The 11,691-nt window shown below is 70.6% G+C and carries 11 protein-coding genes; 1 reads left to right on the plus strand and 10 read right to left on the minus strand.

Annotation, left to right across the window (positions count from 1 at the left end; genetic code table 11):
- Positions 1 to 37: 37 nt before the first annotated feature.
- The 8 genes from AS25_RS06075 to rimP form a co-directional block, all read right to left on the minus strand.
- On the minus strand, positions 38 to 508 hold the full coding sequence (locus AS25_RS06075; RefSeq protein ID WP_035963471.1) for a hypothetical protein: 471 nt from the start codon (positions 506 to 508) through the stop codon (positions 38 to 40).
- A 41-nt stretch (positions 509 to 549) separates the two neighbouring features.
- On the minus strand, positions 550 to 921 hold the full coding sequence (locus AS25_RS06080; RefSeq protein ID WP_035963481.1) for a hypothetical protein: 372 nt from the start codon (positions 919 to 921) through the stop codon (positions 550 to 552).
- Positions 921 to 2,123, minus strand: a complete 1,203-nt coding sequence (truB, locus tag AS25_RS06085) for a tRNA pseudouridine(55) synthase TruB (RefSeq protein WP_156960915.1) — start codon at positions 2,121 to 2,123, stop codon at positions 921 to 923. Before truB ends, AS25_RS06080 begins: the two co-directional genes overlap by 1 nt.
- 4 nt (positions 2,124 to 2,127) lie before the next feature.
- Positions 2,128 to 2,583 carry a 30S ribosome-binding factor RbfA gene (gene rbfA / locus AS25_RS06090; RefSeq protein WP_035963492.1) on the minus strand — a complete coding sequence of 152 codons (456 nt, stop codon included), beginning with the start codon at positions 2,581 to 2,583 and terminating at the stop codon, positions 2,128 to 2,130.
- 217 nt (positions 2,584 to 2,800) lie between these two features.
- The gene (gene infB / locus AS25_RS06095) at positions 2,801 to 5,719 is read right to left on the minus strand and encodes a translation initiation factor IF-2 (protein WP_035963495.1); all 2,919 of its coding nucleotides are present in this window, start codon (positions 5,717 to 5,719) and stop codon (positions 2,801 to 2,803) included.
- Positions 5,720 to 5,835: 116 nt separating this feature from the next.
- Positions 5,836 to 6,168 carry a YlxR family protein gene (locus AS25_RS06100; RefSeq protein WP_035963498.1) on the minus strand — a complete coding sequence of 111 codons (333 nt, stop codon included), beginning with the start codon at positions 6,166 to 6,168 and terminating at the stop codon, positions 5,836 to 5,838.
- Between the two features lie 125 nt (positions 6,169 to 6,293).
- Positions 6,294 to 7,271: a transcription termination factor NusA gene (gene nusA, locus AS25_RS06105; protein WP_035963501.1), complete on the minus strand. Its 978-nt coding sequence runs from the start codon at positions 7,269 to 7,271 to the stop codon at positions 6,294 to 6,296.
- 146 nt (positions 7,272 to 7,417) lie between these two features.
- A complete protein-coding gene (gene rimP / locus AS25_RS06110; protein ID WP_035963505.1) occupies positions 7,418 to 7,909 on the minus strand; it encodes a ribosome maturation factor RimP in 492 nt (163 codons plus the stop codon).
- A 96-nt stretch (positions 7,910 to 8,005) separates the two neighbouring features.
- On the opposite strand from rimP, the gene AS25_RS06115 reads away from it, so the two are divergent.
- Entirely contained in the window at positions 8,006 to 8,962 is a 957-nt protein-coding gene (locus AS25_RS06115) for a hypothetical protein (protein ID WP_156960916.1), read from the plus strand.
- 19 nt (positions 8,963 to 8,981) lie between these two features.
- Here AS25_RS06115 and AS25_RS06120 read toward each other — a convergent pair whose 3' ends face one another.
- On the minus strand, positions 8,982 to 9,788 hold the full coding sequence (locus AS25_RS06120; protein WP_035963513.1) for a sulfite exporter TauE/SafE family protein: 807 nt from the start codon (positions 9,786 to 9,788) through the stop codon (positions 8,982 to 8,984).
- Between the two features lie 21 nt (positions 9,789 to 9,809).
- Entirely contained in the window at positions 9,810 to 11,636 is a 1,827-nt protein-coding gene (locus AS25_RS06125) for a proline--tRNA ligase (RefSeq protein ID WP_035963516.1), read from the minus strand.
- Between the last annotated feature and the right edge of the window lie 55 nt (positions 11,637 to 11,691).

Here is an 11,691-nt window from a genome sequence, read left to right on the forward strand (position 1 = left end):
CGATGTCTTTTGCGTGGTCAGTGTGTGCGGGCGACGTCTAGAGCCTACCGCTCCGCCGGGAGGGCCGTGTCAGCCACAACCACACGAGCCCCACGATCGGCAGCACGAGGGGCACGTAGCCGTAGCCGGCCCCGAAGTGGGACCACACGCTCGCCTTGGGGAACAACTGCGGTTCCAGGACACTGAGCAGGCCCACGCCCAGCACGCCCACGAGTTCCACGACCACGGCCACCGTGGCGACCCTGTGCCAGCCCGGACCGGACTTGGCCAACGCGATTGTCGCTAGGACGTAGATCGCGGCGGAGATCGTGGACAGGGAGATCGCGAGTGGCGCCACAGAGAACTCGGTGGCGAGCTGGTACAGCGAACGCACGCCCGCGGAGAGCGAGAAGACGGCGTAGACCACGATCAGCAGCCGCCCGAACCCCGAGTTCTTCCGGTCCGATCCGGTGCGGGGCCCCGAGCGCCCGAAACGGTTCTGCAGCGTGGTGCGTGAGGGCTCAGCCATGCTCGTCCTTCTCCCGGCGGCCCGTCCCGGCCGCTGCGGCGTCACTGGTAGTAGTAGATGAAGTTCATGCGGTAGACCATCACGGCCACCACGGGCCCGGCGGCGGCCAGGATGAGGGTGGACCACCGCGAGCGTTCCACGAGGGACCACACGAAGGTCCCCGCGGGGATCAGCAGGGCCGTGAGCAGGTAACCCCAGTACTCGAGCAGACTCCCCGAGGGGTCCGGGCCGAGCACGGGCAGGAACACCGAGCCCACCGCGTAGACGAGCAAGAACGCCTCCAGCACGAGCACGGAGCCCTGGGAGAAGTCGTCCGGCGCCCGGCCGCGCGCGGCCTGCACGAGGCAGATCACGCACGAGAGCGCACCCAGGACCACCGAGGCCCAGAACCAACCGTCATAACCCCACAGCATCAGTCGTGCGCCCGTTCCGTTCGCATCGTTCCGTCCGTTTCCGTTCCGGGGTCGCCCGCCCGGGGTCCCTCCACGCCTGCATCGTCCGACGCCGCGGCATGCGTGAACGTCATCCCCGCCGCGATCCCGAGCACCGACGTCGTGTACCTGCGGTCGGCGGGGCCACGGTCCTCGGCGAGGGCCACGAGTGTCCCGTTCGGCGCGAAGCACGCCATGGGCAGCCCCGCCCGGGATTCCTCGGGTCCCGTGGATCCCGACGCCGCGGCGTCGCCCGCGGATGCGGTGTCACCGGCGCCCGCCCCGGAACGAGACGCGGCGCCGTCGCCCGGCACCGCATCGCCGGGATGAACCGACCCCGCGGCGATCCTGCGCCCGTGCGACAGGTCCGTGGCCTCCCGCGCGGTGAGCTCGCGCACGGGGAACAGCCCGCGCGCGGCGTCGTCGATGGCCAGCGTGGAGACCGTGCCGCCGGCGCGCACCTGTTCGGTGAGCTCCTCGAGCGTGTGCGACTGCTCGAGCGTGAACGAGCCCACGCGCGTGCGCCGCAGCGCGGTCAGGTGCCCGCCCACGCCCAGGGCCTCCCCGAGGTCGCGGGCGAGCGCGCGGATGTACGTCCCGGAGGAGCACGTCACGGTCGCATCGACATCCACCGCGGTAGGCTCAGCACCGGTCGGCTCGCGGGAGATCCCGTGCACCGTGAACTCGTGGACGGTGACCGGTCGCGCGGGCAGCTCCACGTCCTCGCCCTTGCGCACGCGGGCGTACGAGCGCTGCCCGTCCACCTTGATCGCGCTGACGGCGGACGGCACCTGCTGGATCTCACCGGTCAGCTCGGCGACCGCGGCCAGGACGGCGTCATCGGTGAGCGCGGCGAGCCGCTCGGGCGCAGCCGTGCTCGTGACGTCCCCCTCGGCGTCGTCGGTCACGGTCGCGGCACCCAGGCGGATGCTCGCCCGGTACGTCTTGTCCGTGCCCGTGACGTAGGTCAGCAGCTTGGTGGCCTTCTCGACCCCCACGACCAACACGCCCGACGCCGCGGGGTCCAGCGTGCCCGCGTGCCCCACCTTGCGGGTCCCCGCGAGGCGGCGCATGCGCGAGACGACGTCGTGCGAGGTCCAGCCGAGCGGTTTGTCCACGACGACGAGCCCGGCCACCCTCGGGAGCGAGGGTGCCGGGCTCGGGATCTGCTGGCGATCGATCACCGGATCAGTCCTGCGACCGGCTCTCGGGGGCCTCGTCGTCGGCGTCGGACGTGCGGTAGGCGTCCTCCCCCGCGGCGTACTGGGCGCCCTGGGCCTGTTCGGCCACCTGGGCGTCCTTCTCGCGCGCGGTGCGCAGCAGCGACTCGAGGCGCGCGGCGTCCGCGGGGATCTCGTCCGCGACGAACGTGAGCGTGGGGGTCAGGCGCGCGGTGATGTTCTTGCCCACCTCGGAGCGCAGGATGCCCTTGGCGGACTCCAGGGCCCGCGCGGTCTCCTGACGCTGCGTCTCGTCCCCGTAGACGGTGTAGTACACGGTCGCGTGCTGCAGGTCGTTGGTGACCCGCGCGTCCGTGACGGTCACGAAACCCACCCGGGGGTCCTTGATCCTGCGTTCGAGCGCCTGGGCCACGATCACCTTGATGCGATCGGCCAGTCGAGCGGCGCGGGCGGCGTCGGCCATGGTGGTACTCCTCGTGTCCGGGCAACGCCGGGGCGTTGCACTGTGCGGGGGTGGTGCGCCGTGACGCGCCACCCGGTGCGATCCGCCCGTGCGGAACGGACCGCGGTGCGGGCGGGGTGCCCGCGTGATCCTCGTGGGAATCACGCGGGCACCCGGACCCGCTGTCACGTGGTCGCGGCCGGTGCGCTCGCGTGAGTGCACCGGCCGCGGGGGCCCGTCAGTCGCGCGGCTTCTCGCGCGTCTCCCAGGTCTCGATGAGGTCGCCCTCGCGGATGTCGTTGAAGGAACCGAGTCCGATACCGCACTCGTAACCCTCGCGCACCTCGGTGGCGTCGTCCTTGAACCGGCGCAGCGAATCGATGGTGAGGTTGTCCTGCACCACGTTGCCGTCGCGCACCAGGCGGGCCTTGCCGTTGCGGCGCACCACACCCTTGGTGATGTACGCACCGGCGATGTTGCCCCACTTGGACGAGCGGAAGACCTCGCGGATCTCGGCGGTACCGAGCTCCACCTCCTCGTACTCCGGCTTGAGCATGCCCTTGAGCGCGCTCTCGACGTCGTCGATCGCGTTGTAGATCACGGAGTAGAACTTCATCTCCACGCCCTCGCGCTCGGCCAGATCCGTCACGCGCTCGGCGGGACGGACGTTGAAGCCGATGATCACGGCGTTGTCCACCGTGGCCAGGTTGACGTCGTTCTGCGTGATCGCACCCACGCCGCGGTGGATGACCCGCAGCTGGACCTCTTCGCCCACGTCGATCTTGAGCAGCGAGTCCTCGAGCGCCTCCACGGCACCGGACACGTCACCCTTGATGATGAGGTTGAGGGTGTCGATCTTGCCCTCGGCCACGGCCTCGTCGAAGGACTCGAGCGTGATCCGCTTGCGGCGCTTGGCGAGCTGGGCGTTGCGGTCCGCGGCCTCACGCTTCTCGGCGATCTGGCGCGCGGTGCGCTCCTCCTGGGTGGCCAGGAACGTGTCACCCGCGCGCGGCACGGAGGACAGACCCAGCACCTGCACCGGGCGGGACGGCAGCGCCGCCTCCACGGTGCGGCCCATCTCGTCGAACATGGCGCGCACGCGACCGTACGCGGCACCGGCCACGATCGAGTCGCCCACGGTGAGCGTGCCGGACTGGACCAGCACGGTGCACACCGCGCCGCGGCCCTTGTCCAGGTTGGCCTCGATGGCAACGCCGCGGGCGTTCTTGTCCGGGTTCGCCTGCAGTTCCAGAGCGCCGTCCGCCGTGAGCACGATGGCGTCCAGCAGGTCGTCGATGTGCAGGTTCTCGCGGGCGGAGACGTCCACGAACATGGTGTCGCCGCCGTACTCCTCGGGCACCAGGCCGTACTCGGTGAGCTGACCGCGGATCTTCTCCGGGTTGGCGTCCGGCTTGTCGACCTTGTTCACGGCCACCACGATCGGCACGTTCGCCGCCTGGGCGTGGTTGAGCGCCTCGACGGTCTGCGGCATCACGCCGTCGTCCGCGGCGACCACGAGCACGGCGATGTCCGTGACCTGGGCACCACGGGCACGCATGGCGGTGAACGCCTCGTGACCCGGGGTGTCGATGAACGTGATGAGCCGTTCCTGACCGTCCACCTCGGTGGAGATCTGGTACGCACCGATGTGCTGGGTGATGCCACCGGCCTCACCCTCGATCACCTTGGTGTTACGGATCGCGTCCAGCAGGCGGGTCTTACCGTGGTCCACGTGACCCATGACGGTGACCACCGGCGGGCGCGGGGCCAGGACGTCCTCGCCCTCGGCCTCCAGCTCCGCCTCGAGGTCGATGTCGAAGGACTCGAGCAGCTCGCGCTCCTCGTCCTCCGGGGAGACCACCTGGATCTGGTAACCGAGCTCGGCACCCAGCAGCTGGAACGTGTCCTCGTCCAGGGACTGGGTCTGCGTGGCCATCTCACCCAGGTGGATGAGCACGGTCACCAGCGACGCCGGGTTCGCGTTGATCTTCTCCGCGAAGTCCATGAGCGAGGCACCGCGGCGCAGCCGCACCACAGTGCTGCCGTCGCCGTGGGGAACCGACACGCCGCCAACGGCGGGTGCGCTCATCTGCTCGAGCTCCTGGCGCTTCGCCCGCTTCGACTTGCGGTGCTTGCCGCGGGCACCACCGCGACCGAAGGCACCCTGCGTGCCACCGCGGCCACCGCGGCCGCGGAAACCACCGCCGCCGCCGGGTCCACCACCGGGACCGCCACCACCGCGACGCGGGCCACCGCCCGGAGCCGGACGGCTACCGATCGGGGCCACACCCGTGGTGTGACCGGGCATCATGTTCGGCGAGGGGCGGGGACCGCCCGGACGGGGACCGCTCTGACCCTGCCGGGGAGCACCCGTGCGGGGTCCGCCCTGACCCGGCTGTGCTGGGCGCGGGCCACCGGGGCGGGGACCACCCGGGCGGGGACCGCCGGGACGGGGTCCGCCCTGACCGGCATTGCTCGAACGCATCCCCTGCTGGGACGCGAACGGGTTGTTACCGGGACGCGGTGCTCCGGGCTTGGCCGAGCGCTGCTGGCCGGGACGCGGCGCACGCTGACCACCGTCGGAACCGCGGCCCATGCCCTGCTGGGATGCGAACGGGTTGTTCCCCGGACGCGGTGCGGACTGACCCGGTTTGGCGCTACCGGGCTTGGGGGCGTTGGCACGGGGACCCGGGGTCGCCGCACTGCGCGGCGTGGCCGAGTCGGAGGCGGCGGGCTTGGAGGCAGCGGGCTTCGCGACCGGGGTCTCGGAGGCCTGGGACTCGGACGCCGACTTCGCGGGGGCCTTGGGGGCACCCGGGGTCGGCGCGGCGGATCCGGCAGCGGGCTTGGCCGCGGCGTCGGAACCGGCGGGCTTGGACTGGACCCTGCCCCCGGGCTTGGGCGCGGAGGATTTCTCCGCGGGCTTCCTGGCGCCCTGCTGCGCGGGCTTGCCGGAGTTGTCCCCGGCGGAGTTCTTGGACTGCGCGGCGGAATCGCCACCGGCGGGGTATGCCGAACGCAGCTTCTTGGCCACGGGCGGTTCTACCGTGGAGGACGCTCCGCGAACGAATTCGCCGAGTTCCTGAAGTTTGGAAATAGCTTCCTTGGACGTGATTCCGAGCTCTTTCGCGAGCTCGTGGACACGGGGCTTGGCCACTGTTCTCCTGTCTCGGTCCGCACCGAAACAGGTACGAACCGCTTATTTTCCGTTGACGTGGCCACCGGACGCACACGTGCGTCCCGCGTGGCCGCGGGTTGAGTACTCGAAGGCACTCATCGGCCGGCACTCATCGGTTTTCCATGGGCTTCTGACTCGCTTTCCTGGTGTTCGTCCTCCTGCACCGGCAGGAGGACGCGCAGCTGTTGCTCGAGGTCGTCCGTGGTCACGGCGGTACGGAACGAGCGATGGAACGCCCGTTTGCGGACCGCGATGGCAACGCACTGCCGGGTGGCGTGCACCCAGGCTCCTCGGCCTCCCGCTCGGCGGTGAAGATCCGCCACGACCCGGGGGCCCTGCGGTGTGTCCTCCATCGTCACGCGGACGAGTTGATCAGGAGGGCTCACCTCTCGGCACCCCACACAGGTGCGAAGACTGTTGACGCTCATCCCCGCTCCTCATGACCCGTCGTCCGGTTTTCAGGCGGCACGGAACCGCGCGGAAGGACGATGGTCGACCTGATCAGAGCAAAGTCTAGCGCGCCGCGCGGGATTCCCCCGAATCCTGGGGGTGTTCAGCGATCCGTCGCGCGGGATTCGGGGACGATGTCGATGCGCCACCCCGTGAGCCGCGCGGCCAGGCGGGCGTTCTGCCCCTCCTTGCCGATCGCGAGGGAGAGCTGGGCGTCGGGGACGACGGCGCGCGCGGAGCGGGCACCCTCGTCCAGCACATTCACCCGGGACACCCGCGCCGGGGACAGGGCGTTGCCGATGAACCGGGCGGGATCGTCGGAGTAGTCGATGATGTCGATCTTCTCGTCACCGAGCTCGTTCATCACCGCGCGCACGCGCGAACCCATGTCACCGATGCACGCGCCCTTGGCGTTGGCCCCGGGACGCTTGGCGGCCACGGCCATCTTGGTGCGGTGGCCGGCTTCGCGCGCCAGGGTCACGATCTCCACGGAACCGTCCGCGATCTCCGGCACCTCCATCTCGAACAGTCGGCGCACCAGGTCCGGGTGGGAGCGGGACAGCGTGATGGACGGGCCCTTGAACCCACGCTTGGCCTCCACGACGAACGCGCGGATCCGCTGACCGTGCTCGTAGCGCTCCCCGGGGACCTGCTCGTGCGGCGGCAACAGTCCCTCCACGGTGCCCAGGTTCACCTGGACCATCTTGGGGTTGTTGCCCTGCTGGATCTGCCCGGAGACGAGTTCCCCCTCGCGGCCCTTGAAGTGGCCCAGGACGTTGTCGTCCTCGACGTCCCGCAGCTTCTGCAGGATGACCTGGCGCGCGGTCGCTGCGGCGATACGACCGAAACCGGACGGGGTGTCGTCGAACTCGCCCACGCGCTCGTCGTTCTCGTCCAGCTCGGGAGCCCAGATGGTCACGTGCCCGCTGCGACGCTCGACCTCGGCGCGGGCACCGTTGATGGCCCCCGGCGAGCGCATGTACGCGAGCAGCAGGGCCTGTTCGATCGTGGGGATCAGCACGTCCACGGGGATGTCGCGCTCGCGTTCCAGCAAGCGCAGGGTGCTCATGTCGATGTCCATGTGTCCGGCCTTCCTTCGCACCACGCGGGGGTTCCGCACCGTATTCGGGGCCGGGAACCAAACAGCGCGCCGCACGCGGGGTGCGGAGCGCTGCTGCATGGGTCTGTCTCGTGTTCTTCCGGCTATCGTACATCCCCGCGGGGACGTCAGATCTCCACCTCCACCTTGGCACCGCGCACGTCCGCGTAGGCCACGCGCTCGGGGTCCAGGTACTTCACCGGCATGCCCTTCTTGGGTTGGTGCCAGCGCTGGACCACCGCGTGGTCCTCGTGCGCCTCGAGCAGCCGCGCCGAGTAGCGCTCCCCCTCCGCGGGCCGGATCCGCACGAGGTGGCCCACGCTGCGCCGCCAGTGCCGCGGCGTCTCCAGGTCGCGCGTGGCCCCCGGCGAGGACACCTCGAGTTCGTACGGCGGGCCGGGCACGGGGTCGTCGCGGTCCAGGGCGTCGGAGACCTGCCGCGCCACCTCCGCCACGCGATCCAGGCTCAGAGAGTCCGTACCGTCCGGCAGGTCCACGAGCACGCGCAGCATCCGGTTCCCGCCCTGGCCCGTGAACTCGCACTGCTCCAGGAAGAGCCCGGCGGCCTCGACCACCGGTTCCACGCTCGCGCGGATGCGCGTCTCGTCCACTGTCGTCATGTCCGTCCTCCTCGTGCGGCTCGCGGGGTCACCGCGCCGCGTTCGTCCTGCGTGCTGCTCCCTATCATGGAACAGACCCGTCCCCCGGAGGAATTCGTGAGTTCTCGCTCGCCCGCACCCCCCGCCAGCGCCTGGCGCGTTCTGGCCGTGGCGCTCACCCTGGTCCTGGTGCTCGTGCTCGCCGCGGGTTTGTGGGCTCATTGGCGCCCGTTGCCCGACGACGACGCCGCACGCCTCGGCGCGCGCGCGACCATCGCGTCCGTGCGTGCAGACCTGGACCCCGATCCCTCGGTCCTTCCCGACGCCGTCCTGGCGGATCAGGAGGCCGCGTTCGGTCCCGCGGCAACTCCCTCCCAGGCCCGCCACCTCGAGGCACGCGGTACCGGGGCCCCGCCGAGTTCACTGGCCGACGCCGCAGCCCGGCTCGAGGACGTCGCCAGGACCTCGCCGAACGGGGAGCTGGCGGCCACCGCCGCGAGCGTCGCGGCGTCGTGGTGGGCGGCGGAGCCACCGCCGGCTGGCGCGGACCCCACCGCACGCCGAACAGAAGAGAGCGAGGCGGGTTTGGGGGCCGGTTCCCCCGCGGCATCGAAAGTACCCACCGAGGAAGGGGACGGCGGGGACACCGACGACGACGCGGCGTCGTCGTGCGAACCTGCGCAGCTCGCCGCGGTCACGGCCCTGGACCGTGCGCGGTTCACCACCGAGGCGGCCGCTGCGCGGATCCCGGCCGACGCCGCACAGAGGGGCACCATGGACGCGGTCACGGACACGCTCGATGCCACGCTGCGTGAGCCGGCGGTGACTCCGATGTTGTCGTGCGATCCCGCACCCGTCGCGGGCGGTCACGTCCTGCCCGCCGGCTTCGCGGAGGACCCCACCCGAGCGGTGGGCGGGACACTGCGCGAGGCGAGCGCCGCGCTCGTGTCCGCCGTGGGGGCGTCGTCGCCCGAGGACCGGGACTGGCTGCTCACGGGGCTGCTGGAGACGGCCGTCACAGCGCAGCACCTGGACCCCGAACACCCGGTGCCCGCCCTACCGGGGAGGGACTGACGCGCGGCGCACGCGCCGGTCAGCGACCCGTGAGGACGTCCCACCCGAGCTTGGCGATCAACACTGTGACCACCGTGAAGAAGACCACGCGGATGAACGCGCTGCCCCGGGCCACCGCGGTGCGTGCGCCGAGGTAACCCCCGGCCATGTTGCTGAGCCCGAGCACGAGACCCAGCCCCCACAGGACGGAACCGTGCGCCGCGAAGACCGCGATGGCGCCGACGTTCGTGGCCAGGTTGACGATCTTGGCCTTCGCGCTCGCCGCGAGGAAGCTGTAGCCCAGTAACGATACGAGCCCGATGATCAGGAACGACCCCGTTCCCGGGCCCATGACGCCGTCGTAGAAACCGATCAGGGCGCCCAGCGCGACAGCCAGTCCGTAGTGCCGCGCGCCGGTGTGTCGCAGCGCGGTGAGCTGACCCATGGACGGCTTGGCCACCGTGAACACGAGCACGGCGATCAGCGCGAGCACGATGATCGGCTTGAACACCGCGGCCGGGAGTGTGGCGGCCACGGCCGCACCCGCCCCCGACGCGACGAGGGCCACGACGGCCATGGGCAGCGCGGTGCGCAGGTCCGGGTGGATACGACGGTAGAACGTCACCGCGGACGTGGTCGTGCCGAAGACCGAGCCCATCTTGTTCGTCGCGAGCGCCTGGACCGGTGTGATGCCCGGGATCAGCAGCATCACGGGTAGTTGGAGCAACCCTCCACCGCCCACCACGGCGTCGATGAACCCCGCGGCGAAACCCGTGAGCACCAGCAGCACGACGAAGCCGGAGGCGGCGGAGTCCAGACCGGAGCCCGCGAGGGAGGACAGGTCCATGACGGAACACCCGGGCCGGGACTACAGGGTGTCGTCCGCGGGGGTGTCCGATCCGCGCAGTTCGGCGGTGAGTTCGGCAACCACGTCATCGCGCGCGATGTCCCGGGACTGCCCGCTGCGGCGGTCCTTGAGCTCGAGCATCCCGTCCTTGAGCCCGCGGCCCACCACGAGCACGGTGGGTACGCCCAGCAGCTCGGCGTCGCCGAACTTCACACCCGGGGAGACCTTGGGACGGTCGTCGAACAGGACGCTGATCCCGGCGTCCTCGAGGTGCGCGACGATCTCCTCCGCGGCCTCGAGCACCTCCGTGCCCTTGCCCGTGGCCACCACGTGGACGTCCGCGGGGCTGAGGTCGCGCGGCCACAACAGGCCCTTGTCGTCGTGGTAGAACTCCGCCACGGCCGCGAGCGCGCGGGTCACGCCCACACCGTAGGAGCCCATGGTCACGGTCACGAGTTTGCCGTTGCTGTCCAGCACCCTGAGCCCGAGGGCATCGGCGTACTTGCGCCCGAGCTGGAAGACGTGGCCCATCTCCATGCCACGCGCGATCTCGAGGGGCCCGGAACCGTCCGGTGCGGGGTCCCCGTCACGCACGGTGCAAGCCTCGAGGGTGCCGTCCCACGTGAAGTCGCGCTCGGCGACCAGGTGGTAGACGTGGGTCTCGGCCACGTTCGCGCCGGTGATCCACGAGGTGCCCGGCACCACGCGGGGGTCCACGAAGTACGGGATGCCCGTGCGGGACTCGGAACCGAGCAGGGCGTCGTCGCGGCTCAGACCCGGACCGATGTAGCCCTTGACGAGTTCGGGCACGGCACGCAGCTCGTCCTCGGTCGCGGCGGCGACCTCGAGTTCACCGCCCTGTCCGAGGGCCTCACCGATCCCGGCTTCCACGCGCTTGAGGTCCACGTCGCGGTCCCCGGGAACGCCCACGGCCACGAGCTGACGCTTACCACCGGGCAACGAGACGGACAGCACGACGTTCTTGAGCGTGTCCGCGGCGGTCCACGGCTCGCCTTCGCGGGGGTGCAACTCGTTGGAGCGCTCCACGAGTGTCTCGATCGTGGGGCTCGCGGGGGTGCGGTGCACTTGGGCCGCAGGAGCGTCCGCGTAGTCGATCGGTTCCGGGACCACCGTCGTCACGGCTTCCACGTTCGCGGCGTAGCCTCCAGCCGAGCGCACGAAGGTGTCCTCACCCACGGACGAGGGGTGCATGAACTCCTCGGACCGGGATCCGCCCATGGCCCCCGAGGTCGCGGACACGGCCACGACCGGCAGGCCGAGGCGTTCGAAGATCCGCACGTACGCCGCGCGGTGCTTAGCGTAGGACTCGTCCAACCCCGCGTCGTCGATGTCGAACGAGTAGGAGTCCTTCATGATGAACTCCCGCCCGCGCAGCAGACCCGCGCGGGGGCGGGCTTCGTCCCGATACTTGGTCTGGATCTGGTACAGCGAGACCGGGAGGTCCTTGTAGGACGAGTAAAGATCCTTCACGAGCAGCGTGAACATCTCCTCGTGCGTGGGCGCGAGCAGGTAGTCCGCGCCCTTGCGGTCCTGCAGCCGGAAGAGGTTCTCACCGTACTCGGTCCAGCGGTTGGTGGCCTCGTAGGGTTCGCGCGGCAACAGCGCCGGGAAGTGCACCTCCTGGGCGCCGATCGCGTTCATCTCCTCGCGCACGATCCGCTCGACCTTCCCCAGGACGTTCAGCCCCAGGGGCAACCACGTGTAGATCCCGGGCGCCGCGCGGCGGATGTACCCGGCGCGCACCAGGAGCTTGTGGCTGTCCACGTCCGCGTCCACCGGGTCTTCGCGCAGCGTGCGCAGGAACAGGGAGCTCAGGCGAAGGGGCATGAAGGGGTCCTATCCACCCGTGAAGGGATCGATCGAAGCTGTGGGTATCCCCGCG

Origin of the sequence: Kocuria marina, assembly GCF_000786655.1 — a bacterium.
GTDB classification, from domain to species: domain Bacteria; phylum Actinomycetota; class Actinomycetes; order Actinomycetales; family Micrococcaceae; genus Kocuria; species Kocuria marina_A.